This window comes from Paenibacillus sp. CH40, from assembly GCF_024213605.1.
Classification (GTDB): Bacteria; Bacillota; Bacilli; order Paenibacillales; family Paenibacillaceae; genus Paenibacillus; species Paenibacillus polymyxa_B.
This window is the reverse complement of the sequence record NZ_JANAVQ010000001.1, coordinates 45095-69995: the sequence shown is the minus strand read 5'-3', so window position 1 is coordinate 69995 and position 24901 is coordinate 45095. Positions and strand designations below refer to the sequence as shown.

At 46.6% G+C, this 24901-nt stretch carries 20 protein-coding genes and 1 pseudogene; 5 read left to right on the top strand and 16 right to left on the bottom strand.

Annotated features, from left to right (window positions below; translation table 11 throughout):
* Nucleotides 1–191: 191 nt before the first annotated feature.
* Complete coding sequence (locus tag NLX73_RS00305) at nt 192–1058, top strand: AraC family transcriptional regulator (RefSeq protein WP_254325050.1); 867 nt, start codon at nt 192–194, stop codon at nt 1056–1058.
* Between the two features lie 124 nt (nt 1059–1182).
* Here the strand turns inward: NLX73_RS00305 and mgrA are convergent, their stop codons facing one another.
* From mgrA to NLX73_RS00285, 4 genes are all read right to left on the bottom strand, one after another.
* On the bottom strand, nt 1183–2181 hold the full coding sequence (gene mgrA / locus NLX73_RS00300) for an L-glyceraldehyde 3-phosphate reductase (protein ID WP_061829268.1): 999 nt from the start codon (nt 2179–2181) through the stop codon (nt 1183–1185).
* Nucleotides 2182–2265: 84 nt separating this feature from the next.
* Nucleotides 2266–3006, bottom strand: a complete 741-nt coding sequence (locus NLX73_RS00295) for an NAD-dependent protein deacylase (RefSeq protein ID WP_103049331.1) — start codon at nt 3004–3006, stop codon at nt 2266–2268.
* Nucleotides 3003–3773, bottom strand: coding sequence for an HAD family hydrolase (locus NLX73_RS00290; protein WP_254325049.1), 771 nt, complete (start codon nt 3771–3773; stop codon nt 3003–3005). Before NLX73_RS00290 ends, NLX73_RS00295 begins: the two co-directional genes overlap by 4 nt.
* Nucleotides 3774–3787: 14 nt before the next feature.
* Nucleotides 3788–4594 carry an alpha/beta fold hydrolase gene (locus tag NLX73_RS00285; protein WP_254325048.1) on the bottom strand — a complete coding sequence of 269 codons (807 nt, stop codon included), beginning with the start codon at nt 4592–4594 and terminating at the stop codon, nt 3788–3790.
* Nucleotides 4595–4908: 314 nt separating this feature from the next.
* Between NLX73_RS00285 and NLX73_RS00280 the strand changes: the two genes are divergently transcribed.
* From NLX73_RS00280 to ilvD, 3 genes and pseudogenes are all read left to right on the top strand, one after another.
* Nucleotides 4909–5943 carry an acyltransferase family protein gene (locus NLX73_RS00280; RefSeq protein WP_165178708.1) on the top strand — a complete coding sequence of 345 codons (1035 nt, stop codon included), beginning with the start codon at nt 4909–4911 and terminating at the stop codon, nt 5941–5943.
* A gap of 176 nt (nt 5944–6119) precedes the next feature.
* Nucleotides 6120–6359 (top strand): annotated as a pseudogene (locus NLX73_RS00275) (KGG domain-containing protein); the annotation flags it as partial.
* Nucleotides 6360–6712: 353 nt separating this feature from the next.
* A complete protein-coding gene (gene ilvD / locus NLX73_RS00270) occupies nt 6713–8401 on the top strand; it encodes a dihydroxy-acid dehydratase (protein ID WP_023989895.1) in 1689 nt (562 codons plus the stop codon).
* 81 nt (nt 8402–8482) lie between these two features.
* Here the strand turns inward: ilvD and NLX73_RS00265 are convergent, their stop codons facing one another.
* Nucleotides 8483–9931: a polysaccharide deacetylase family protein gene (locus NLX73_RS00265; protein WP_254325047.1), complete on the bottom strand. Its 1449-nt coding sequence runs from the start codon at nt 9929–9931 to the stop codon at nt 8483–8485.
* A 179-nt stretch (nt 9932–10110) separates the two neighbouring features.
* Here NLX73_RS00265 and NLX73_RS00260 point away from each other — a divergent pair, with 179 nt between their 5' ends.
* Nucleotides 10111–11265: an AI-2E family transporter gene (locus NLX73_RS00260; RefSeq protein WP_254325046.1), complete on the top strand. Its 1155-nt coding sequence runs from the start codon at nt 10111–10113 to the stop codon at nt 11263–11265.
* Here NLX73_RS00260 and NLX73_RS00255 read toward each other — a convergent pair.
* From NLX73_RS00255 to NLX73_RS00205, 11 genes are all read right to left on the bottom strand, one after another.
* Nucleotides 11253–13028 (bottom strand): peptidoglycan D,D-transpeptidase FtsI family protein, encoded by a 1776-nt coding sequence (locus NLX73_RS00255; RefSeq protein ID WP_254325045.1) that lies wholly within the window; start codon nt 13026–13028, stop codon nt 11253–11255. The genes NLX73_RS00260 and NLX73_RS00255 overlap by 13 nt on opposite strands.
* A gap of 310 nt (nt 13029–13338) precedes the next feature.
* Nucleotides 13339–15588, bottom strand: a complete 2250-nt coding sequence (locus NLX73_RS00250) for a methyl-accepting chemotaxis protein (RefSeq protein WP_254325044.1) — start codon at nt 15586–15588, stop codon at nt 13339–13341.
* A 224-nt stretch (nt 15589–15812) separates the two neighbouring features.
* Entirely contained in the window at nt 15813–17144 is a 1332-nt protein-coding gene (locus NLX73_RS00245) for a peptidase U32 family protein (RefSeq protein WP_250260672.1), read from the bottom strand.
* Between the two features lie 37 nt (nt 17145–17181).
* The gene (locus NLX73_RS00240; RefSeq protein ID WP_250260671.1) at nt 17182–18111 is read right to left on the bottom strand and encodes a peptidase U32 family protein; all 930 of its coding nucleotides are present in this window, start codon (nt 18109–18111) and stop codon (nt 17182–17184) included.
* Nucleotides 18112–18122: 11 nt separating this feature from the next.
* Nucleotides 18123–19151, bottom strand: coding sequence for an endolytic transglycosylase MltG (gene mltG, locus NLX73_RS00235; protein WP_250262038.1), 1029 nt, complete (start codon nt 19149–19151; stop codon nt 18123–18125).
* A 94-nt stretch (nt 19152–19245) separates the two neighbouring features.
* Complete coding sequence (locus NLX73_RS00230) at nt 19246–19551, bottom strand: DUF1292 domain-containing protein (protein ID WP_013311522.1); 306 nt, start codon at nt 19549–19551, stop codon at nt 19246–19248.
* Complete coding sequence (locus tag NLX73_RS00225; protein WP_013311523.1) at nt 19548–19850, bottom strand: DUF1292 domain-containing protein; 303 nt, start codon at nt 19848–19850, stop codon at nt 19548–19550. The genes NLX73_RS00230 and NLX73_RS00225 overlap by 4 nt, the downstream gene beginning before the upstream one ends.
* 13 nt (nt 19851–19863) lie before the next feature.
* Nucleotides 19864–20280, bottom strand: coding sequence for a Holliday junction resolvase RuvX (gene ruvX, locus NLX73_RS00220; protein WP_061829280.1), 417 nt, complete (start codon nt 20278–20280; stop codon nt 19864–19866).
* Between the two features lie 9 nt (nt 20281–20289).
* The gene (locus NLX73_RS00215) at nt 20290–20550 is read right to left on the bottom strand and encodes an IreB family regulatory phosphoprotein (RefSeq protein ID WP_007431624.1); all 261 of its coding nucleotides are present in this window, start codon (nt 20548–20550) and stop codon (nt 20290–20292) included.
* Nucleotides 20551–20686: 136 nt separating this feature from the next.
* Complete coding sequence (gene alaS / locus NLX73_RS00210; protein WP_250260670.1) at nt 20687–23320, bottom strand: alanine--tRNA ligase; 2634 nt, start codon at nt 23318–23320, stop codon at nt 20687–20689.
* 351 nt (nt 23321–23671) lie between these two features.
* Entirely contained in the window at nt 23672–24739 is a 1068-nt protein-coding gene (locus NLX73_RS00205) for an AI-2E family transporter (RefSeq protein WP_250260669.1), read from the bottom strand.
* Between the last annotated feature and the right edge of the window lie 162 nt (nt 24740–24901).

Genomic DNA, 24901 nt, shown 5'->3' with positions numbered 1-24901 from the left:
AAGGCCCTCCTGATTTCCCTGTAACATCTTAATCAGGTTGACATCTCTTATGATTTCAGTATAAATGAAAGCGTCACACAATGTAATGCATCCATGTGTTTAAGCTATGGATAAATGTGACTTGGATATGTACAATGTAAGTATACCGCATCCGCTAAACCATTCACAAATGCAGGAAGGATGACCCTATTTTGCAAGCGTATTCATATAGTTATGCCGTCTCCTCTAATCCGGTGTTTTATGAAAATAGCCCGCTGCATGTGCTTTTTGCAGGAGAGAGCCAGACCAAATCCGGTCATGCCGTGGGGCCGAAAATCTATGATTACTATCTGCTACACTTTGTAGAATCGGGCAGAGGTATCTTCCGAACGGAACAGCACACATATCAGCTTGAAGAAAACGATTTTTTCCTTATTCATCCCGGTCAGCTGGTGAGCTATACCTCTGATGATGAGGAACCGTGGCGTTATCGTTGGTCTGCGTTTACCGGGCACCATACTGAGCAGGTGGTGCAAGAGGCCGGGTTACGTGTTCACCAGCCTGTCTTTCATGCTTCCGATCAAAGTCCCATCCCCGGTTATTTGGAGCAAATGCAACTGGCCTTTTATAGCAGAAAATCTAGTTCTCATCTATCAGCCTTGGGCTATTTGTATCTGATTATGGGGGAAGCAGGCAATTACCTGAGTGACTGGACTGATCCGTCCGGGGCGGATTCGCAAATTCAACGTACAGTCAAGCAGATGGTTCAATATATGTCCACTCAGTACGCACACCCCGTTTCCATTGAGCAAATGTCTGAAGGACTTGGTTATAATCGTGCGTATTTGTCACGGATATTTAAAAAGGAAACGGGGATCTCCCCCGTCACCTATCTGCTTAAGCTAAGAATCGACAAATCACGTCAACTGCTGCGTGAGCGTCCGGAACTATCGGTAGAGCAAGTGGCCGCTTCGGTCGGACTAACCGATGCCTTATATTTCTCACGTCAATTCAAACGCTTCTGTGGTCAGTCTCCAACCGAGTACCGAAGCAAGGTTAAGCAGTATCCACAGTCGTAAAACAGACTTAAACAGCCCGCATCCTTCAAACGGATACGGGCTGTTAATTTATATTGTATAAGAGAACACGAAATTAGGCCGATGACTACAAATTATTTCGCCATTAGGCTGTGCCGCCGTCCTGTCAGTTCCCGGCATTCAGAATCGAATCAATCCGATCCAATTCCTCCTGAGAAAAGTCCAGATTGGATAAGGTAGCAACATTTTCTTCAATTTGGCTTACACGGCTTGCCCCAATCAAGACAGAGGTCAGACGTTCGCCGCGCAGAGCCCAGGCCAGCGAAAATTGAGCCAAACTTTGTCCGCGTGCAGCAGCCATCTGATTCAGGGCGCGTACCTTGCGAAGTGTCTCTGGCGTCACATGGTTCTCATTCAGGAAAACCGAAGTACTCGCTGCACGTGAATCCTCGGGAATTCCGTTCAAATATTTATTGGTCAGCAATCCCTGCGCCAGCGGGCAAAAGGCAATGCTGCCTACCCCGTTTTCGTCCAGTACATCTTGTAATCCGTTTTCAATCCAGCGGTCGAGCAAGGAGTATTTCGGCTGATGAATCAGAAGCGGTGTTCCCAGCTCCTTCAGAATGCGAGCTGCTTCTGCTGTTTGCTCCGCACTATAATTGGACACACCCACATACAGCGCTTTGCCGGATCGTACGATATGATCCAGTGCTCCCATCGTTTCCTCCAGCGGCGTATCAGGGTCAAATCGGTGAGAGTAGAATATGTCCACATAGTCCAGCCCCATCCGTTTCAGGCTCTGATCCAGACTAGATATCATATACTTGCGAGATCCCCAGTCACCATAAGGCCCTGCCCACATATTGTAGCCCGCTTTGGTGGAGATGACCAACTCATCCCGGTACGGTTTCATATCACTGGCTAATACTTGTCCAAAAAATTCCTCAGCTGATCCCGCAGGAGGGCCATAGTTATTAGCTAAATCAAAATGCGTAATTCCAAGATCAAAGGAGCGAGTAATCATGCTACGGCCATTCTCCGCGTTGTTAATCCCGCCGAAATTGTGCCACAAGCCCAGCGAAATAGCGGGCAGTTTTAGACCTGATCTCCCTGTACGGTTATATTTCATAGTTTCATAACGATCTTCGCCAGCTAAATAAACCATGCTATCCCAGCCTCTCTCGAAACATTGTAATGTCCATCACAACATCATCATAGCGCTTTTATCCAGGCGTTGACAAGAAAACGATTACAGACCTAATTGATGAGCAAGTTTTTCCATAACTTTACCGATTGGATCGGTGATCAAAAGATCCGCCTTATGATCATACGAGGTGGGATCTGTATTCAGCAGCACTGTATGTTTACCACGAAAATAAGTAATCAAGCCCGCAGCGGGATGTACTGTCAGCGACGTTCCTCCAATTAACAGCAGATCAGCCTGCGAAATAGCCTGAACGGATTGAATAATGGTATCCTGATTCAGCTCCTCCTCATATAAAACGACATCCGGTTTGATAATTCCTCCATCTATTGGACATTTGGGTACAACCTCAGAGCTGTTCATCACTTCATCTAGGCTGTAAAAACGTCCGCATTCCATACAGTGGTTCCGATGCACCGAGCCATGAAGTTCTAGTACATTCACACTGCCGGCAGCCTGATGTAAGCCGTCAATATTTTGGGTCACAACCGCTTTTAGACGGCCTTGCTTTTCCAATGACGCGAGGAAATGATGACAACCGTTCGGCTCCGCATCGGGATGCAGCATTTTGCTGCGATAGAAGTCGAAGAACACTTCAGGATGCTTCACAAAAAATGAACGGCTCAGCATAACCTCAGGGGAATAAGGCAATTTCTCCTCACTTTGATACAGGCCTGCTGCCGAACGAAAATCCGGAATACCACTTTCCGTCGATGTGCCTGCACCGCCGAAAAAAACAATATTCTGCGATTGCTGTATCCATTCCGCTAACGTATTAACTTTCATACCCTACGCACCTCCAGCTCTTCATATCCACGAACAACCTTATCCGCATCCAGCAAATGACCAGAACGTTCTGCTTCTGGCGCAAATCCAATAGCGAGCCGCACTCCGGCACGTTTGCCCATCTGCATATCCCCATTGCTGTCTCCAATGACTACCACGTCCGCCGGCGACAATCCTAGTAATGCGCAAGCTTTTTCAGCCATTTCCGGGTCAGGCTTACCATATGTAACCCTATCATGTCCGATAATCTCATCAAAATAGGATGTCAGCCCCATCCACTCCAAATGCTCCTGTGCAGCCTCTGTACTGTCAGAGGTCACAACCGCTAGCTTCAGCCCGGCATGGCGGCTTTGCTCCAGCAATGTCCGCAACCCTGGAAACACCTTCGCTGCCCGATGTCGCCGAATATCAGCCATCGCCGTTTTATTAAAGTCGCGGACAAGCCGTACAGCTTCATTCCACGGTACACCAGCAGTATAAAGTTGCCAAGCCAGTACCCCCGTACTTTCGTCCACCGTCCCCATGGCCAGCGGGCCAGAAGGGTCGTAACCGATCACACGTCCCTCCTGATCGTGAACAGTACCTAGAACGGTACCTTTTTCCACCGTAAAACCGGCACCTGCCACGGTAAGATGCTGCTCCATCATATCCAGTATAGAACGAGCCCAGGGGCCCCACAACTGAATAAAATCCAGCAACGTTCCATCTTTATCTAATAAAATACCACGGCATGGGTACCGCTCCCCCTGCACGATCAGCTCAGACATGCAGCACACCTCCTTTACTGATTCTTAGCAGCCACATCCACACTCTCTTTCATCCAGTCCTGTAAAGCCGTTACCGTCTGATTCCATTGCTCGGCAGCGCTAATTTTTGCAGGATTATCCCCTTTTTGGACACCATAACTGCCGAATTGGGCATGATTTCCTCCTTCGACTGTAAAATACAGCGTGTTGGCTGGTAAATAAGTTCTTCCACTTTGGACATTTTCCATCTGGACGACTCCATCATCACTTCCCAGTAGAGAAATAACGGGCAGATTTTTATCCTTTAAATTACCCTTGTTATCCGGGTAGGAGGCTAGGAAAAATACACCTTTGACCTGATCAGGATGTGCAGCTGCATATCGGGCCGCCATCACACCGCCTAACGAATGGCCTCCAATAACAAACGCTTCTTTCGGATATGCCTTTAGCACTTCATTCGCTAAATCCGGGGAGATCAAAGCAAGGTTCAGTGGCATTTTTGCAATGATCACATGATGACCCTTTTCCGCCAGACGGCGTGCCAAGGGCGCATAACTTTCGGGCTTCACCAACGCCCCTGGATACAAAATGACTCCGGCTCCGCTTCTTTTTACAGGCTCAAAACCAACCCAATGTTCTTGTTCATTTACTTTCACAGCATCCGCTACTTCGGCTAATGCAGCAGCAGCCGTCTCATCAGGCTGATAAGGCGTAAATACCTTCCATGCCCCCCACCCTGCGATCAGTACAATGACAATCAGGATGCCTAAGAGAATTTTCCATATTTTCCGAGGACCACGTGTCCCATATGAATTGTATGATCTTCTTGTTCTTCTTCTCATTGTAAAAGTTCCTTTCGCCTTTTGTACCTCGAAATTCGTAATTTGAATATAAAATGTGTCGCTGTATTCATCAGCGTAACTATAGCCTTGTTAGGGTAACATCGTTGTACATACAGGGTCAAATCAGCATACTTTTCCAGGTATTAGCCCATCTTTGTCCCGTGTTCAAGCTTTCGCCACATAATAAGGACATGGTAGCGCTTACTGTTGTGAAAAAAATCACAATGGTAAAGTCCAGAGTATCGTACCTTGTTCCTTGTAAAGAATTATTTTTTAAATAGTTTAGTCGGCAGAAGCCGTTCGGAGGGAAACACATGACGACAAGCCATGATGTACAAGGGGAAAGCTTCTTTCTCAATCTGCGATTTCTGTTGATCATATGCGTATTTGCAGGAAATGCTCTGGAGCCTCTAGTCGGTTCACTTCATATTGCCCAACAATGGTTCAGCTGGATATTCATGTTCCATATGCCGTTGTTTGTACTCGTTACAGGCTACTTTGCCAAATCATCTTTGACCGGACCCGCAGGCCAAAAAGTTCTGCTTCAGATCGGTATGCAATATCTTATTTTTCAATCTCTTTATTCGATCTTGGATGTTGCACTCTTCCACGTTCCCCATATCCATCATTCGTTCTTTGCTCCTTATCTGCTCCTCTGGTTCCTTGCCAGCCATATCTGTTGGAGACTGCTGATGCTGACTTTTCAGAAAATACCACCTGTCCTCCAATTGGGTATATCCGTGCTGCTGGGTATCCTTGTCGGGTATCTCCCTGTGGATGGTATATGGCTGAGCGTATGCAGAACCTTTGTTTATTTGCCTTACTTTGTAGCAGGTTATCATTTGAATTATGCGGACGTTCGACGGTTCTTCACAACACCAGTCCGCATAATCGCTGGCATTGTATCTCTTCTGCTTATGGTACTGGCGGGAACGTCGTATTTCGGCATCCCGGCAGGCTGGCTGTATGGCAATATGACTTACGGTGAATTGGGCCATACCGAATGGTACGCAGGAATTTACCGCATCGGCATTTATGGAGTTCAATGGATAGCATCGATGGCGTTTCTAAGCTTTGTTCCGGCCGTGACAGGACGTATAACTGAGATGGGAAGACGGACACTATATGTCTTTTTACTCCATGGCTTGATCGTCCGTACCGTCGTTGCAAAGGGAGTCTACGAATATATAGATACTCCAGTGGAAGTCATGTTGATTGTAGTGTGTGCTGCTGGTCTGTGCTGTATGTTGACCATGCCTTGGGTTCGAACTGCAACACGACCTCTGATTGAGCCACAGGTAGAATGGATGCTAAAGCCAGCTCCTTATCCTTTTAGACGGTCCGCATAATCTTTTTATCCCTTTTTTATTTAACATTGAACACGCGACAACCCACTCACAGACGAACATGTAAGCGAGTCTACCCTCTCTTTACTCCACTTAGAGCCTGTTTCATACAGGCGTGATGTGGTAAGTAAAGGATGCGCGCAACAAAAAACAACTTTTTTATTAAGGAGTGATTTGTAATGGCACGTAATCAAAATCAGGGGAAAATGAGTCGCGAAGAAGCAGGTCGTATGGGTGGAGAAGCTACTTCCAAGAAGCACAATAAGGAATTTTATCAGGAGATTGGTAAAAAAGGCGGGGAAGCAACCGCAAACTCTCATGATAAAGAATTTTATCAGGAAATCGGCAAAAAGGGCGGCGATGCTACAGCTGAGTCGCATGACAAAAATTTCTACAGAGACATCGGTCGTAAAGGCGGCAGAAATTAAGGTGTAGTGTCATATTCCGCCCTCCTTTAACATAAAAACAAGCCTGAGCCCATCCGCTTTATTGCGAAATGGGCTTTTCATATTTTACCTGATACGCAAACCTATCAGTATACATATTTCTAATAGAATCACATTCTAACCTCTTCTAAATGCAATATATAGACAAATAAAACTGGTCATATCTATATATTGTTGATTACAGAACACTTCCTGTACTTTTTCAAAATCTTCATATATGTAGAAAAAAGCTCACATCTATGATAGACTCTTTAGAAAACATCTGCGCTATCACGGCGTCCATTGAACGCCATACTATTTTTATACTTTGGGGGGAAACCAGCATCATGACAGCTAAGACGAAAATGCGTTCCGATATGATTAAAAAAGGCTTTGACCGCGCTCCTCACCGCAGCTTGCTGCGCGCAGCGGGTGTCAAGGAAGAAGATTTTGACAAACCGTTTATTGCGGTATGCAACTCGTATATTGATATCGTACCGGGCCACGTCCATTTGCAGGAATTTGGCAAAATTGTCAAGCAAGCCATTCGTGAGGCAGGCGGTGTACCTTTTGAGTTTAACACCATCGGTGTAGATGACGGCATTGCCATGGGGCACATCGGTATGCGTTATTCTCTACCGAGCCGTGAAATTATAGCTGACTCTCTGGAAACTGTCGTTTCCGCTCACTGGTTTGACGGCATGGTTTGTATTCCTAACTGTGATAAAATTACCCCTGGCATGATGATGGGCGCATTGCGCGTTAACATTCCAACTATTTTCGTCAGCGGCGGTCCTATGAAAGCTGGTAAAGACAAGAACGGACGCTCTATTTCCCTGACCTCCGTCTTCGAAGGCGTAGGTGCATATCAGGCTGGTAAAATCGACGATCAAAGCTTACTTGAATTAGAACAATATGGCTGTCCGACATGTGGCTCCTGTTCAGGGATGTTCACAGCGAATTCCATGAACTGTCTCGCAGAAGCGATGGGTCTGGCTATGCCGGGTAACGGCACCATTCTCGCAGTAGCAGAAGAACGTAAAGAATTCGTTAAACAATCTGCACGCCAATTGATGGAATTGATTAAGCTGGATCTTAAACCACGTGATATCGTGACTAAAGAAGCTATTGATAATGCATTTGCATTGGATATGGCAATGGGCGGTTCCACGAATACCGTATTGCATACATTGGCACTTGCCCATGAAGCAGAAGTTGACTACCCTATCGAACGTATTAATGAAGTCGCAAACCGCGTACCTCATTTGTCCAAATTGGCACCTGCTTCCGACTATCATATTGAGGATGTTCATAATGCAGGCGGCGTAAGCGCAGTCCTGAATGAATTGTTGAAGAAACCGGGCGCACTGCATGGTGACTGTATTACTGTAACCGGAAAAACCATTCGTGAAAACGTAGAGGGTCAGGAAATTCTGGATACTAACGTCATCCATAAACTGGACAACCCTTATTCTGAACGTGGCGGTCTGGCTGTATTATTCGGTAATCTGGCACCGCAAGGCTCCATTATCAAAGTCGGTGCAGTTGATCCTTCGGTTGGTGGTTATCACAAAGGTCCTGCTATCTGCTTTGATTCACAGGAAGATGCACTGGCAGGTATCGCCAACGGTAAAATTAATGAAGGACACGTTGTTGTTATCCGTTATGAAGGTCCAAAGGGCGGACCTGGTATGCCTGAAATGCTCGCTCCAACTTCACAAATCGTGGGCATGGGGCTTGGTGCCAAGGTGGGTCTGATTACAGACGGACGCTTCTCAGGTGCTTCCCGTGGTATCTCCATCGGTCATATTTCCCCCGAAGCCGCAGAAGGGGGACCTATCGCTTTTGTTGAGGACGGCGATATCATTGAGCTGGACTTGAACAATCGTAAGATTGAGCTCCACATTACGGACGAAGAATTCGAACGTCGTCGCGCCAACTGGAAAGGCTTTGAGCCGAAGGTGAAAACGGGTTACCTGGCGCGTTATTCCAAGCTGGTGACGAACGCAAGTAACGGCGGAATTATGAAAATCTAAAGCTTTGCTAAGATATGCTTTATGAACGGCTAAAAAGCCTCCCGACCCCTAACAAAGGATCGAGAGGCTTCTTTTATTAGGTCAATTGCTTGATCCTGTATCCGCTGCTTGTGAAGCCCTGACTGATGTCTGAACAGGATTAGCCTCTTCGGTCACTTCACAGTTGAGTGTATGGACAACACCCCTCTGATCAGTTTGATCAAGAGCTTGGTCTGAGCGGAGTGAGCCTCCCTGATGGAAACGGTCAAACAAGGTATCCATTGGCATCACGATCAGTTTCGGTACCATTACATCTTTTTTTTCACTCAACTGTTCTGAACCCAAAGGATGGATGACACTAAATAAAAGCTTTAAATATACGGTGGACACATGCTTGAACAGTCCTTGGGGAAGCTCCCGAACTTGAAATCCCAACTTCTCTGGTCCCCGATGAATCATACTTACTGCATAGATCGCCTTTACACCATTCATTCCAGAATCATGTACAATCCGTTGGGCAAGATCAGGAAGCTGTCTTTTCACAATCCGAATCAATTGAATAGCTAGATGTACCATCGACTTTGCCGTCGAACCCAATTGAAACAACATTTTATTATCAAAATGAAGCTCGATTACCGGGTCCCCTTTTTCTAGCCACCTGCCGTTCTCCAAATTTATATTTGGCCCATGATAGATACGGCGACGATAATAAAAGATCGTATCCTCCTTGCTTACGGGACGAAGACGGAACAAAGCGTGGAATAACCGCTCGTACTGTAGCCATCCGAATACCAGCGTTCTTTTAAACCAGCCCGTACTGGACATCTCGGAGGCAGTGGGTTTATTGACAGACTGACGGCAAAACAATGTATCCACCCGTACGCTACGTAATTGCCGTTCTTGCGCGACCATCAGTAGCTTCTCCAGCGCGATTAGCATATTCTGTGGCGCTTCTACGTCTGCCCCCAATGTCGTACCACAATCATGGAGCAGCATCACCTCGCCACCCCTCAGCTTTTTGAGCATTCTCTCCGCTAATTGTTTCGCTCCGATGCTGGCCTTCCAGTCCCCGAACATGGAAGACCATAATACGATTCGACGACCATTGGTTTTGGAAATATCAAAAAAATTCACAATCCCCCAAGGCGGACGATAAAAGGTCGTTCCTTCGCCAGTTACTCGACGGATAACTGACTCTGTCTGGGCAATTTGTCTTCTGACGGTAACAGGCCGCATCAGCCAATTCGATTTGTGCACATAATTATGAATACCGATCAGATGACCTTCATCATGCATGCGTTTCAGAAGCTCAGGGTGTTTTTCCGCATTCATCCCTACAACAAAAAAAGTAGCCTTGGCATCAAAACGCTTCAGTAAATCAAGCAGCTGTGATGTATACACTGGATCAGGACCATCATCAAAGGTGAGTGCATATTCTTGCTCACTTTTGCCGCGCCTGAACACCCGGAAACCAAATATACGACTAACCAGTGCCGGAATAAAAGCATAAAAAGTTGAAATGTAAAACATCCATAACAGCAGAGTCTGCACGTTTTATCCCCACTTTTCTATTCTGAACTCCCCAAGCAGGCTTCCTGAGGAAAACTCACTTACTTATATGTTATCACAATGACGTAAGCATGCCGAGATTTCACTATTGTATATGGTCAGCATTGAGGTCCAATTTAGTGTACAATAAGTAAAAATCTTAAAGGAGTCGTTGTATACATATGCTTCCATTGTACAAAAAATATTGGCGTACCGTTTTTGATATCGGACTGATCGTATTAACCGTGTATTTAATTATGTTCGTATCCAGCAAACTGTACCAGCTGGCGGCACCTGTGTTCCTTTCGTTCGTCGTGTTCTGGTGCATTGAACCTGCCGCTCGTTATTTTCATCGCAAGGGAATGAAGAAGCCCTTCGCCTCTGCGCTCTCCGTATTGCTGTTTATCATCCTTTTACTAGCTATTTTTTTCGGATTGGGCCTGATTCTGGTTACGCAATTTACGAAAGTCGCGCAAAACCTCCCACATTATACGCAGATTATCCAAACGGAATTCACGCGGTATCTTCATCTTTCTCAAGATAAAATTGCTGCTTTACCTCCGGGTGTTACCGAACGTGTAAATGATTATTTTGCGACTGCCACCACCATTGCTACGAAATGGGCACAGCTAGGGTTATCCTTTTTCATACAATTCCTCAGCTCTTTCACTGTTTTTATGGGCAACTTTGCGGTTGCGATCATTTTAGCGTTCTTTTTAAGTATGGAAATTAATCTTTGGAAGGGCATTGCTCGTAGTAAAACACCCAAGACACTAAAAACGGCTTACCTTTTTCTAAAAAATCACGTACTTAAAGCTATCTCCGCTTTTCTCAAGGCTCAAGCTCTACTGGTAGGGATTACCTTTGTTCTCGTATTTATAGGTTTACTCATTTTGCAAGTGGATAATGCCCTCTCATTGGCGCTCGTGGCAGCTTTGTTTGATATCCTGCCCTTGTTGGGTGTGCCTGTTATTTTTATTCCGTGGGCAGTGTATCTGTTCATCACAGGCAATACCGGCCTGGCTGTAGGCCTGCTTATTGTCATGGCTGTCACGGTGATCGTCCGCCAGCTGGCAGAGCCTAAAATTACTGGTAACTCCATCGGTGTTTCATCTGCCTATCTGATGCTTTCCTTTGCCATTATATCGTTATCCATCTTCGGATTGGCCGGATTAATCCTGTCCCCCATTCTGATCATTTTGCTCAAGGAATTATGGCAGCAAGGTTATCTGCAGCAATGGATTCGGTTTCCGACAGAGGAATTTGACGAGCCTCCGTTTATCGTTAAAATCCAGGAGGAAGATCGTGAAGCTACCCGTGGAACTCAGGAGGATTGAGCTAACAGATCCATTACTTGACCAAACAGTGATGTAGCTTGATTTGCAGAATGTGTTGAAGCATTTTGCACAAGGACGGCGACCGCATAACGAGGCCGCTCTATCGGACCATACCCTATAAACCACTGGTGATTGATAGGGTGACCGTTCTTCAAAGCTTGGGCGGTACCCGATTTGCCGGCCAGATTCCATGATTTATTACGCAAGGAGGCACCCGTCCCCTGTGTCACAACCTTTTCCATTGCTTCACGAAGCATGCGAGCCGTCGATGTCTGAATCGAGCGACTACCCTCGGATGAAGGTACAGCATGAGTAGGTAGTTCCAGTAAGGTGCTACCGTCTGCGTAGCTAATGCTTTTTACAATGCGTGGTGCACGTACTTGACCATCGTGCAGCAAGGTGACGATGAGATTAGCAGCTTGGAGAGGCGTTACCAGCACATCGCGCTGACCGATAGCTGTCTGTACACGTACGCCCGGATCAGACGCGTTCGTATGGGAGTCGAATACGGCTCCCTTTTCTTCGTGATCCAGCGGTCTGAATTGAGGTAGCCCTGCAAGATTCCGCTCCTGCCAGCCCACAGTTCGGCCCAATCCCAATGCAGAGGCTGTGGCCTGAATTTGCTCAGCATTAAGCCGTTCACCGAGATGAGCGAACACACTATTACAGGATACGGCAAGCCCTTCCTCCAGGTTCAGGGTACCGTGTCCTTCTTTTTTCCAGCAAGCCAAACCGTACTTGCCATAAGTTCCATGACAATGGAATTGTTCCTGCGGTTGGACAGCACCTGATTCAAGTGCAGCAGCAGCCGTAACCAACTTAAAAATGGAACCGGGCGTTACCGCCTTGAGGGCACGATTAGACCAGTCTGTTTTTTTCTGCGGATCAACATGCCCGGGATTATAAAAAGGACGAGACACCATCGCCAGTACATCCGCGTTGCCTGCATCGAGCACTACCACCGCCCCTTCTGCCAAATGACTAGATTCCGTCAGCTTTTCAATCTGTTCCTGTATAGGTAGATCAATTGTAGTCTGTACCTGTAATGGATAGTGACCATTGGATGGAGCACTGACACGCAGCGGTACATGAGTCAATGGACGACGCTGCGCATCTACAAATCGGGAGACGAACGTTTCACCGACGCCGCTCAGCAGCGGCTCCAACGTTCTTTCCAGCCCGGCTGCCCCCATCGGCAGTTCACTCGCTCGGTCGGCACGATTATACAGAAAGCCAAGCCATTGCCTGCCATTGGGCAAATCGCTGTAACGTTTCGCATAAGGTACAAGCTCGATAAGCGAAGGGGCTAGCTTCAGCAACTTGCCTGCTTCATGCGGATTGATTTGTACGGGCTCTCCACCCCCATCACGCCATATGAGCGGGGATTGCAGTCCTTTCCAGCGTGTCAGTAGTTGATTCTTGTTCGTACGCAGTAGCTTAGCCAGTTCTTCGCCATGTATAGCCGCTTTGCCATCTACATCGGGAAAAAGCACTGGCGCCCATACGACTCCGCCAGTCAAGGGTTGCCCATACCGGTCCGTAAACTGTCCACGTCCAGAGTCGATAGAAATGCCCTCCTGTCGCTGACGTGCTGACATTTCCTTAAGCGAATGCCCTCCATAAACAGACATTTGAATGCCCGCTGTCCCCTGAATCCAAGCCAGTCGGAATAATAAAATCAGCAGTAGCGCCATCACCCCCAAGGCCATATATGCAATTCGACGTTTTCGTATGAAACTGCTACCACGCCTCGGCACACCCATCCTTCTTTCATCATTTTTCCAGTAGTATGTCCTGTAGTTGAAAAAGAAAACCCACTCAACTTTTAACGTGAATGGGTTTCCGAATCTATTTGTATCTTGTGATGTCTGCTTCTGGACTCCAATCTAAAATCTCGTCTAATGAATAAAAAACCGTAATATAAATAGTAATGGCCAGCACAACCCAAGCTACCTTTGTGTTTGTATTCATCTTTTGCTTTCCTTCTTGAGGGATTTTTAAGCACATCCACTAATAAAAAGTACAAAACCACGGAGATCAGTGACAATCCTGATTCCCATGGTTTTGTTATATCTACACCGTAAACCGCGAAAGCTGTTCCTTCAAATTCACCGATACTCCTTCCAGCTTATCCGACAAACCTACCAGTTGATTACCGATATTGGCCTGCTCAGTGCTGAGCGAAGCGACTTCCTGCGAAGTAGCCGAGGATTGCTCGGCCACCGCACTTACATTGGTCATTGCCTCGGACAAAGTGGTCTGCGATTCACTCAGATGATGAATGGAGGCGGTGACCGTTCCCAATCGTAGCGCGAACTCTCCCATTTGCTGCTGCACCGATTGGAAAATGTCCGTTGTTTCCTGCACGGCTCCCATCTGTTCCCGGAACAGCGGGTACACCTCAGATAATGCCTGTACCGTTTCATTCATTTCATTGACGATGTTGTTAGTAATGCCTGTAGCCGTACGAATAGCTTGACGTGATTGTTCAGCCAACTGCCGAACTTCATTAGCTACCACCATAAAACCACGCCCCGCCGTCCCCGCTCGTGCCGCTTCAATCGTCGCATTCAGTGATAGAATATTCGTTTGTTTTGCAATATCCTGTAGTACGTCCAGCACCTTAAATACATCCGAAGTTGTCTGCTTCAGTTCATCTACTTTGCCCACCAGAGCATGTGTAGTTTCTTCCGTAACCCGAGTCTTGCCCAATAGATTTTTCAGCTGAATGGTCCCTTTTTCACTGGATTGTTCAACTTCTTGTGCGACCAGACTCATTTCATAATTGGAAGCCATCACCGTATCCATTTGCTGAGATATATTCCCGGTTAGTCCGCTGCCACGTTCAGCCTCTGTTGCCAAACTGGCGGCGCCGTGAGCAATCTCTTCCGTTGCTGCTGCAATTTCTTTGGCTGAAATGGCTGTCTTCTTCGAGGCATCGCCTAGTTCTGTCGCTGTATTCAGAACTTCCTGAGCTGAGGCATTCGTCTGTTGTACCAGCAATGTAATTTGCTCCATCATCATATCAAAGCTTTCTGACAACTGCCCAATTTCATCCTGAGCCTTATAGTTTGTTCGAATTTGCAAGTTGCCTTTAGCGCCTTCGACCATTAAATCTTTCAGATGTGTCAATGGACGAGCCACGAGGCGCACGATCCACAGGCCAATGAACAATGCAATGAGTGCAGCCACTGCAGCAAATATCCAGGTTGTGGTTAGAATCCCCTTAGCGTCTCTCACCAGCTCAGATACAGGTACTACACCCACGAGAATCCACTTGGAAGTTCCCAGCGTATTATGAACCGCAAGCACACTTTGCTTTTTGCCGTCTGCTTCCTGCTCCATAATTTGATTTCCTTCGATTCCTTCAAGCTTGGAAACGTAATCCAGCTTTGTCTTCCCTCCTGTCAAGCTCTCATTGTTAGAGCCTACAAACTCACCCTTGTCTGTCACAAGGCTAATCATACTGCCTGAGCCCAAATTAATACCTTTTAACTCGTCCTCCACCGCACTGGACTTTAAATCCATAACCAGAACATAAGTCCCTCCCAACCCGGACATGCTGTTCATGGAGCGTGCCAGACGAAAGGTCTTGCTACCATTGTCATTCACCTGCGTAGGTAGCCAAACCATTCCCTTGTTTTTCAAAATATCCTTAAACCACGCTTCCTGCCGTACATCCTTTTGTGTTCCGGTGCCCATAGCAGCTAAATTGGTTTCTTCCGGGTACAAGTACATTGAATCAATCGCTTTATTCGTAAAAGCAAGATTCGTTAGCTTCTTATTCACTTCGCCCATAGCAACAAAAGATGCAAAGGGATTTTTATCTTGCTTTACTGCCTTTTGCAACTGATCACTTAATTCAGTATCGAAAAATACCTGTGTCGATGTGTCTTGAAAGCGCTCTAGAATAATATCAAGCTTTTCTGAAGTTTGCTGAACGGTCTGCTGATAAGCCGTAGCTGCATTTTGCTCAATCGTACTTTTAGCCTTGTAGTATGAGAGCATCCCCAGGCTGACCACAAATAACATAATTGCCGCAAAAAAGATCAGAAATAACTTCATTCCAACCGAACGTATCGGATTATAGTTTTTGACCAAATGCATGAAATCTTTACTGTACCTTTCCGGCTTAAGTAAACGCTTTAAATTGTGTGTACCTTTACGAGTCGCCTTAGCTACCCAGGGGGCAACCTTCGAAGACACCGCACCCGTTTGTTCCCCTTTTTCCATGGTCACTTTACTGCCTTTCAAACCCTGCATTTGATCCGTTTTCTTGGGTTGCCTTTTTACTGTATTCCCCTCTTTTTTCCGTAAACCCATTCCTCTCACCTACCACCATATAATTAGTTTCTAATTCCACGTCATCCATTATGTATCTATTATCTATATAACTTCTATCGGAACTATTCGACAAGGAATGTAGCTTTCCTTTGAGTATCAACTAAATTTAGTGAAACTTTTTTCCTAGAAAACTATTCAAAAAAAAGCCTCTCCAACCGATAGGAGAGGCTTTTGAATCTTTTCACCTGTGACTTAAGGCTTATTTACTTCTTTTTACGCATCATATCAAAATACGATACGGGTTGATCTACCTTCATTCTAATTCGTTGAAGCGGGTGACGAGCAGCATCCAATTCGTTGCCTTCTTCATCCCAGATCGTTCCGACCGTTTGTTTAAAGAATGTTCCGTTCGGACCGAAAAATTCAATTTCATGACCGGGTTTAAAATGGTTCCGTTGTTGAATAGTTGCGATGCCACTCTCGGCATCGTAGTCCATGACCAGTCCAGCAAAATCATAAGGGACCGCTTTTTCTTCCGGCTCATAAATATGATCCTCATGATCCGGTGTATCGTAGAAAAATCCTGTATTCAGCGGGCGATTGGCTGCCTTGTTAATTTCTTCAATCCATTCTGGTTTGAGCACATAATTTTCAGGATCAGCCATATAGGAATCAATCGCTTGACGATAGACATTCACGACCGTAGCCACATAGTGGATAGACTTCATACGTCCCTCTACTTTAAAACTGTCTACACCTACATCAATCAGATCAGGGACATTTTCAATCATACACAGATCCTTGGAACCCATAGAAAAAGCATTATCGCTCTCTTCAAACAGTGGAAGCTGGTTAACACCGAGTTGGAACTGTTTCAGTACATTGCTGTCCTGTGCCTCTTCCTCAGATATCCAAACTTCACCTGGGCGCGCATCCTCAAACAAATCGTATTTCCAGCGGCAAGACTGACAACATCCCCCACGATTGGAATCACGGTCTGTAAAGTGATTGGACAACACGCAGCGGCCGGAAAATGAAGAGCACATCGCACCATGGACAAAAGCTTCGATTTCGATGTCCACATGCTTTTTAATTTCTTCGATTTCCTCTAGACTGGTCTCACGACCCAGTACCACACGCGGTAGTCCCTCGTTTTTCCAAAACTTTACCGCTTGCCAGTTCAGCGTGGACTGCTGTGTACTCAAATGCACTTCCAATCCAGGAACAGCACGCAATGCCACGGATACAATAGCCGGGTCAGCGACAATAACGGCATGAATTCCTGCCTCGTACAGATTGCGCAAGTATTCCTCGATTCCGGCAATATCTTCATTGTGGGCATAGATATTGGTAGCCACAAGCACCTTAGCACCGTACTTGTTGGCAAATTCTACACCTTCTCGCATTTCTTCAAAACTGAAATTATCGGCGTTCGAACGCAGACCATATTTTTGTCCACCAATATATACAGCATCCGCGCCATAGTGAACGGCAAACTTCAGCTTTTCCAGATTTCCGGCAGGAGCCAACAGCTCCGGCTTATCCAGACGATTCCGTTTACCTATATATTTTCTCGTTTTGGTTATCGTCCCCATGACGTTCCCCCCTCTGTGAATTCAATTCATTTTAAAATTAATAAACCTGCTCTTTATAGAAAAATCCGAAGGAAAGTTCCCGTTCTGGATCTTGAAGACGGCGAACTTCATCCAGCCAGCTTTCATCATAAGCATAAGCATCTGGGTCAGCTGTATAACTATCTATTGCTTTACGATAAGCACGAACAACCGCCTCATTGTAAGCCGTAGGTTTCAATAAGCCCTCGATCTTAAAGCTATGCACGCCTGCCTCCATTAGAATATGCAGGTCCTCCATGATGCAAAAATCATCTGAACTCATAATATGTGTCCCATTAATATCCTCGTAGATGGGGAACTTTTCTTCCTTCCGCTCTGCTTCAATCAGAAACAAGCCGCGCCCTCTGCCCAAATCGCCTTCTACATTACGTCCCTGGTGCAGCATATAACTTTGAACAAGCTTACGCTTGGAATGATAAATATTGGTCATACCATGTACCTGAACCTGTGCTTCTATGTTCAACTTTGGTATCATTTCGGTAATTTCATCCATACTGAGCTCACGAGCCAAAATGACCCGAGAAGCCCCTTTTTCACCCCAATAGTTGGCGGTTGCGAAGTTGGTGGAGATCATCTCACCGTTCCAGAACAACTTAAGATGCGGAGCATACTCCTTTACGGCCATGAGCACTGCGGGATCATTAAACTCAATGGCATCAATGCCGCATCCAGCTAGGGTCTGCACATATTCGGGAAGGAGCGGCAATAGCTCGTTCGTCATCAAATTCGTCATGGATACATATACCTGTGCCGTATGCTTGCGTGCCTCTTCCACCACTTCACGGATTTGGTCAGGGGTAAAATGTCCCGGCAGCCGCATTCCAAAGCGGTCATCTCCAATAAGTAATGCAGTAGCTCCAGCCTCCAGCATATGGCGTGCATCCTCCGGAGAGCTGGCAGTTGCCAGTAGTTCGGGTTTGTAAGCCATAGGCTCACCTCCTAATTTGTCTTACGGTTACTTACCTGAATGTTATGCAAATGTTCTTTATACGTTTTAGCAAACAAATGTTCATGTGTCCCATCTTTTTTGGTCACATAAAATAAATAATCTGTAGCTTTTGGCTGTAAAGCCGCTATCACTGAGTTTAGACTGGGACTTGCAATCGGCCCTGGCGGAAGTCCCAGATGCAAATACGTATTATAAGGGCTTTCCACAGCCAAATCCTTGTAATACAGCCGTTCTTTTTGCTTGTCCAGCATATATTGAACCGTAGCATCAATTTCCAACTTCTTACCTTGTTTGAGCCGGTTATAAATGACGCCAGCTACTACAGACCGCTCATCTTCCACAACCACTTCGCGCTCTACGAGAGAAGCAACTGTCAGCAGTTGATGCAGCGTTTCATCCCGCTGTTTCAACTTGGCATCCAAATCGGAAACAGTTTCTAACCGCTTTTGTGTCTGTTCTAGCATCACCTGTATAATATCTTTGGCCGTACTGCCCTTTTTCAGCTCATAGGTTTCCGGGAAAAGATAGCCCTCCAGCGCATAGCGAAGCCCCGCCTGCTTTGGAATGTCCCGCACTAGCGCGACGTCAAAAGCGGACGGATCGTTGGCCAGCTGCAAAAATTGCTGCCGATCTGCCAATCCTTCCTTTTGCAGCTTATCAGCCATCTGTCTAATCGTAAAACCTTCCGGAATTGTAAACCGAATCATTTCCTCTTTGACAACATCTCCGGCCGATAACTTAGTAATCAACTGATCAAAGGTTGCGCCAGGCTGCGCTTCATATTTTCCGGCCTGAAATGCGCTTCCTTGCTGTTTGAATTTCACATAAGCCTTAAACACGAACGCATTACGTATAAGTCCCTTCTGCTCCAGCGTATCTGCAATTGCCGATGTTCCTGTTCCCTGCACCACCGTAAAAGCAACGGGTTGTGTTTGGGGCTGAACAGGCTGCATGGCATTCCAAATATAGAGGGTTGCCCCTCCTGCTATAATGATAAGCAGTAGAAACAACGTAAACATCCTCGTCCTTCGCTTCACATCCACCCAACTCCTTCACAGCCAAAAAGGGCGGACTGGTCCGCCCTTTCAGGTTTGATCTCATCGCTATCCAGACTTACAGTTCTTCCGGCAACGTACATTCATCGTACAGTTCGGAAATATCTTCCCACTCATCATCATCTTCAATGGTGGTGATGGAGATTTCGCCGTCTGTGGATGAGCTTACATGGTATAGTTCATGTTCGCCAACAGCAGCCCCAGGTCTACGCAATACAGCGTACCGTTGTTCACCTACCTTGAACTCTGCTTCCAATTCCATGCGAATTGCATGGCCCTGTTCATCCTGTAACTCTACATCGCCGTCGAACGTTTCCTTCAAATCAGAGGTCCAACTCAGGTCTTCACGTGAATAGCTCGTCATTTCCCGTCTTCCTCTTCCTCTTCTTCTACAAATGTATTAAAGGTCTCTTCGACGATTTCCCATTCGGCATCGTCTTGGATCACAAACAATTTAATATCATCGCCTTCTTCCTCGTAACGGAAGGCGTACACATCGGACTCATCAGCTTCAGGGTCCACTGGCGCAACCATCATGTACTTCGCTTCGGAACCATCTACCTCAAACTTCATAATGACCTCGAACTCTTCCTCGTTGCCCTCGTCATCGGCAATATAAATAATTTCCGGCTCTTCTTCCATACCCACTTGATTTTCAGCCATTACGAAATCCCCCTCACCTTGTACTGTGTGCGTCCAAATAGTTTTGCAAGATCAGGCTTGCGGCCAGTTTATCTACCACCTGCTTGCGTTTTTTTCGGCTGACGTCGGCCTCCAGAAGCGCACGCTCCGCCGAACGCGTCGTCAGCCGTTCATCCCAAAGGTGAACGGGTAAACCCAGTAACTCCTTGAGTCGGTTCGCAAACTCGATGCAAATCTCACCGCGTGGACCCACGGTTCCGTTCATGTTTTTCGGCAAGCCTACAACAACCTCGCCGACCTCATTGTCACGAACCAAATTTGCAATTTTACCGAACTCGCTGTCGTCACCGCGTCGTTCTATGACTTCCAATCCTTGGGCGGTCCAGCCGAAGGCATCACTTACGGCGACCCCAATTCGGCGATCCCCGTAATCCAATCCCATTACTTTCATGCCTGTCTCCTAACGGTGCTTGGCGAGATAGAAACGAACCAATTCTTCAATCAACTCATCGCGCTCTTTTTTACGTACCAGGCTTCTGGCATTATTATGCCGTGGCACATAAGCCGGATCACCGGATAGCAAATAGCCGACGATTTGATTGATCGGATTGTATTCTTTTTCCACCAGCGCATCATATACGGTCAACAAAATCTCCTGAGCAGAAGCTTCCTTCTCATCTGCCTTGACATTAAATTTGACCGTTTTGTCCATGGAATCCATTGTTGACACCTCGCTTCCACAAAACATGTGTACATGTTTATGCCAGCTTATTCTTTTACATCATACCATAAGCAAAGCCCTACAAGGAAATATCTAAGCCCGTTTTTTCCCAAAAATCCGCAAAAATTATCGAACTTTATCCTTGTGAGGCTGCCGACACCAGTTCATGCGCACGTTGAAGTGCTTCGTCCAGCTTGCTGGCATCCTTACCACCGGCTTGCGCCATGTCAGGTCGTCCGCCACCACCGCCACCGCATACGGCAGCAATTTCTTTCACGAGCTTGCCTGCATGAAGTCCAGCCTTGGTATGCTCTGCCGGAACTGCTACGACAAAATTAACTTTGTCGTCCATTGCAGCGCCGAGCACCAGCACAGCAGCCGGAAGTTTCCCTTTCAGTTCATCAGCAATCGCACGCAACGCATCCATGCTGGAAGCCTGCACGCGTGCAGCCAACAGCTGCACCCCGCCTGCTTGCACGACCTGATCGGTCAGCTGGCCTGCCTCAATAACGCTCAGCTTGCTTTGCAGCGATTCATTTTCACGACTGAGGTCTTTAATGTGTTGCTGCAAAGATTCGATACGCTTAGGTACCTCAGACAGCTTGGATTTTACAAGCCCAGCCGACACCTTCAACAGCTCTAATTGACCTTCCATATATTCAAAGCCAAAACGTCCGGTCACCGCTTCAATACGACGTACACCTGACCCAATGCCGCTCTCGCTGACAAGCTTGAACAAGCCAATTTGCGAAGTATTGCTGACATGACAGCCACCGCATAGTTCAATGCTGTAATCGCCTACCTTAACGACCCGTACGATATCTCCATACTTTTCACCGAACAGCGCCATTGCTCCGAGAGCCTTGGCTTCATCAATCGGTTTCAGTTCAATATTAACGTCCAGTTGGCTCCAGATGGCACGGTTTACACGCAGTTCAATATCCGCCAGCTCTTCTGGTGTAATGCTTCCAAAATGGGAGAAGTCAAAACGCAGACGCCCAGGCTCTACCAAAGACCCCGCCTGATTGACATGGTCACCCAGCACTTCTTTAAGCGCTTTGTGAAGCAAATGTGTAGCCGTATGGTTTTTCTCAATTTCTCCACGTGAAGCTTGATCTACTTCTGCTTTCACCGTATCGCCAACGTTCAGCTCACCGGCTTCTACAACAACCTGATGCACATGCTGACCTTGAGGCGCCTTAAACAGCCCTTCGACCTTCGCGGTTACCGTACCTCCACGCAGCAAGCCTTGGTCACTGACTTGTCCTCCGCTTTCGGCATAGAAAGGAGTCACATCCAGCACGACCTGACAAGACTGCCCTTCACTAACACTGTCCACCAGTGCATCTTCATATACAATCGCCACAATTTTAGACTCAGTTATGAGGTCATTATATCCAACAAATTCACTTTTAACCGCCAGATCGGACAAAGCTCCGCCCTGAATCTTCATGCTGGCGCTGTCCTGATGAGCATCACGGGCACGTTTGCGTTGCTCCTGCATCGCTTCATCAAAACCTTCACGGTCTACTTTCAAGCCTTGCTCGTCCGCATAATCCTCTGTGAGATCGAACGGGAACCCGTACGTATCATACAGTTTGAAGGCATCTGCTCCGCTAATGACATTGCGACCTTCGGCTTTCGCCTGAGCACTGATATCGGACAAAATGGCCAATCCATCTGTCAGTGTTTCATGGAAGCGTTCCTCTTCCGTTTTGATCACTTTGATGATGAAATCACGCTTGTCCACTACCTCAGGGTAATACACACCCATGACATCCCCAACGGTTTCCACCAGCTCATACATAAATGGACGGTTCATGCCTAACATTTTTCCATAGCGCACAGCCCGACGCAGCAAACGGCGGATCACGTAACCCCGTCCTTCATTAGAAGGCAACACACCGTCACCAATTGCAAAAGCTACGGTGCGGACATGGTCAGCAATAACCTTAAGAGCCACGTCACTGTCCACATTTTCGTTATATTTGACTCCTGCCATCGCCGCTGTTTTTTGGATTAGTGGCTGGAAGATATCCGTATCAAAGTTGGAATCCACATTTTGCAAAATGGATGCAAAACGCTCTAATCCAGCCCCTGTATCAATATTTTTGTTTGGAAGCGGCGTATAGCTGCCGTCTTTGTTATGGTTGAATTGTGAGAATACGAGGTTCCACACTTCCAGATAACGCTCATTTTCTCCCCCTGGATACATTTCAGGGTCCGTCATGTCGCTACCGTAGGCTTCGCCACGATCATAAAAGATTTCCGTACAAGGTCCACAAGGGCCTTCACCGATATCCCAGAAGTTATCTTCCAGTTTGATGATACGTTCGGCAGGAAGTCCAACTTTTTCGTTCCACAACTTGTACGCTTCCTCATCCTCAGGATATACAGTTACAGCCAGACGTTCCGGATCAAAACCAATCCATTTCGGGTCCGTCAGAAACTCCCATGCCCATGTAATGACTTCTTCCTTAAAATAGTCACCAATGGAAAAGTTGCCGAGCATTTCGAAAAAAGTATGATGACGGCGCGTTTTACCGACATTCTCAATGTCGTTCGTCCGGATACATTTTTGCGAATTAGCAATACGTGGATTCTCCGGCTTCACACGTCCGTCAAAATAAGGCTTAAGCGGCGCCATACCCGCATTAATCCACAGCAGGGAAGGATCTTTATGTGGAACAAGCGGTGCGCTTGGTTCAATCACATGTCCCTTGCTTTCAAAAAACTCCAGCCATTTGGAGCGGATTTCACTAGCTTTCATATAAGTAGCCTCCTAATTATGGTGTCACTGGTTCCTGGCACTGGCCATAAAAAAACAGAAAAACGCCCCTGAACGGATCAGGGACGATTGTATCGCGGTACCACCCTGGTTAACGCCGTCCCCTCTGTACGAAATGCCCATGCGCAAGCTGCACACCAACATTTGCTTAACGGACGATCGATCGCCTTGTTTTCACTGGTAACGGGAGCATCCCGGCGGGTTCAGCCCGCACTTCGAAATGAGCTTTCCCTACTGGATAAACACATTTAAACATACTCAATTCAGTATATCCGTGTCATTTAGCCGTGTCAACGCGATTTCAGACAAGATACATACGGTGTATGGACAAAATCAGATTGTTTTCCGCTTCACATAATAAGCAAAAAAATGCTGAAGTCCTACCTTTAAAACCGCCATCACGGGAACCGCTAAAATCAAGCCGGTAATTCCCGCAATTTCCCCACCCACTAGCAGAGCGAAAATAATGGCTATCGGATGCAGATGCAACGTTCGTCCCACCACCTGGGGAGAGATGACATTGCTCTCCAACACTTGAATACAGGTGTTAACGACCACGACCAAAAGCACCATTTTTAAGGAGACCGTAGAAGCCATGACTACTGCCGGAGCGGCTCCCAAAAAGGGGCCCAAATACGGAACGATGTTAAAAACCGCAACCACTCCTGCCAGCAACAGGGCATAAGGCATGCCAATGAGCATATAGCCGAGATAAGCCAGCACGCCAATAATGACGCATACCAGTAATTGTCCCCTGACATAGTTGCCAAGCGCCTGATCAATTTCCTTAAGTACCGTTACAATCGCCTTACGACGAGAACGCGGGAGGTAAGACACAATCGTCCGCTCGAACACATCAAAATCCTTCAAAATATAAAAAATGAGGAACGGTACAATGAACACATTGAACAGCATGTTGATCATCCCGCCAATGTTATCCATAAAGGTAGAAATCCCTGTTGCCATCCGATTCTCTAGTTGGAAAAACCATTGATTCATACCCGTTCGCACCCCTTGGGGCAAAATGCCGCTATCCATACTCGTCATTAATCCCTGTGCATGCATGGTCAGCTCAGGCAGATGCTCATTCAGCTCATCCAGTTGTTCAATGAACATCGGAATCAGGTTCATCAGAATCACAACGAGACTGGCTAAAAACACAGCATAGATGAGCAGCACAGCTACGCTTCGAGGCACCTTGCGACCGCCCAGCATACTGACAACGGGATTAAGTACATAGGAGATGATCATCGCTACCGCAAACGGAGCAATGATTGTTTTCAGAAATTCATACAAATGCAAAAACAAAGGTCGCAGCAGCCAGATAAAATATAGAATGACAAGTCCCAGCAGCGTCCATATTCCGTACCGGAACAGTCTACTTTTCGTTAATTGCTCCATTTCGTGCCCCCTTACCGGACTAGCCTCCTTTAAGTATATGCCTGTACCTCTACTTTAATCCTTCCCGCAAGTCTGGATTGCCCTATAGATTACTATTGTAAAAAAATGATGAAAACGGATGAAAACAATTAACAAAGTCATTCCATCTGACGATATAAGTAC

Excerpts from the sequence above, each read along its gene's own strand:
- mgrA (WP_061829268.1), bottom strand. The coding sequence starts at position 2,181 with ATGGTTTATTTAGCTGGCGAAGATCGTTATGAAACTATGAAATATAAC.
- NLX73_RS00295 (WP_103049331.1), bottom strand. The coding sequence starts at position 3,006 with ATGAAAGTTAATACGTTAGCGGAATGGATACAGCAATCGCAGAATATT.
- NLX73_RS00290 (WP_254325049.1), bottom strand. The coding sequence starts at position 3,773 with ATGTCTGAGCTGATCGTGCAGGGGGAGCGGTACCCATGCCGTGGTATT.
- NLX73_RS00285 (WP_254325048.1), bottom strand. The coding sequence starts at position 4,594 with ATGAGAAGAAGAACAAGAAGATCATACAATTCATATGGGACACGTGGT.
- NLX73_RS00280 (WP_165178708.1), top strand. The coding sequence starts at position 4,909 with ATGACGACAAGCCATGATGTACAAGGGGAAAGCTTCTTTCTCAATCTG.
- ilvD (WP_023989895.1), top strand. The coding sequence starts at position 6,713 with ATGACAGCTAAGACGAAAATGCGTTCCGATATGATTAAAAAAGGCTTT.
- NLX73_RS00260 (WP_254325046.1), top strand. The coding sequence starts at position 10,111 with ATGCTTCCATTGTACAAAAAATATTGGCGTACCGTTTTTGATATCGGA.
- NLX73_RS00255 (WP_254325045.1), bottom strand. The coding sequence starts at position 13,028 with ATGGGTGTGCCGAGGCGTGGTAGCAGTTTCATACGAAAACGTCGAATT.
- NLX73_RS00250 (WP_254325044.1), bottom strand. The coding sequence starts at position 15,588 with ATGGGTTTACGGAAAAAAGAGGGGAATACAGTAAAAAGGCAACCCAAG.
- NLX73_RS00245 (WP_250260672.1), bottom strand. The coding sequence starts at position 17,144 with ATGGGGACGATAACCAAAACGAGAAAATATATAGGTAAACGGAATCGT.
- NLX73_RS00240 (WP_250260671.1), bottom strand. The coding sequence starts at position 18,111 with ATGGCTTACAAACCCGAACTACTGGCAACTGCCAGCTCTCCGGAGGAT.
- mltG (WP_250262038.1), bottom strand. The coding sequence starts at position 19,151 with ATGTTTACGTTGTTTCTACTGCTTATCATTATAGCAGGAGGGGCAACC.
- NLX73_RS00230 (WP_013311522.1), bottom strand. The coding sequence starts at position 19,551 with ATGACGAGCTATTCACGTGAAGACCTGAGTTGGACCTCTGATTTGAAG.
- NLX73_RS00225 (WP_013311523.1), bottom strand. The coding sequence starts at position 19,850 with ATGGCTGAAAATCAAGTGGGTATGGAAGAAGAGCCGGAAATTATTTAT.
- ruvX (WP_061829280.1), bottom strand. The coding sequence starts at position 20,280 with ATGAAAGTAATGGGATTGGATTACGGGGATCGCCGAATTGGGGTCGCC.
- NLX73_RS00215 (WP_007431624.1), bottom strand. The coding sequence starts at position 20,550 with ATGGATTCCATGGACAAAACGGTCAAATTTAATGTCAAGGCAGATGAG.
- alaS (WP_250260670.1), bottom strand. The coding sequence starts at position 23,320 with ATGAAAGCTAGTGAAATCCGCTCCAAATGGCTGGAGTTTTTTGAAAGC.
- NLX73_RS00205 (WP_250260669.1), bottom strand. The coding sequence starts at position 24,739 with ATGGAGCAATTAACGAAAAGTAGACTGTTCCGGTACGGAATATGGACG.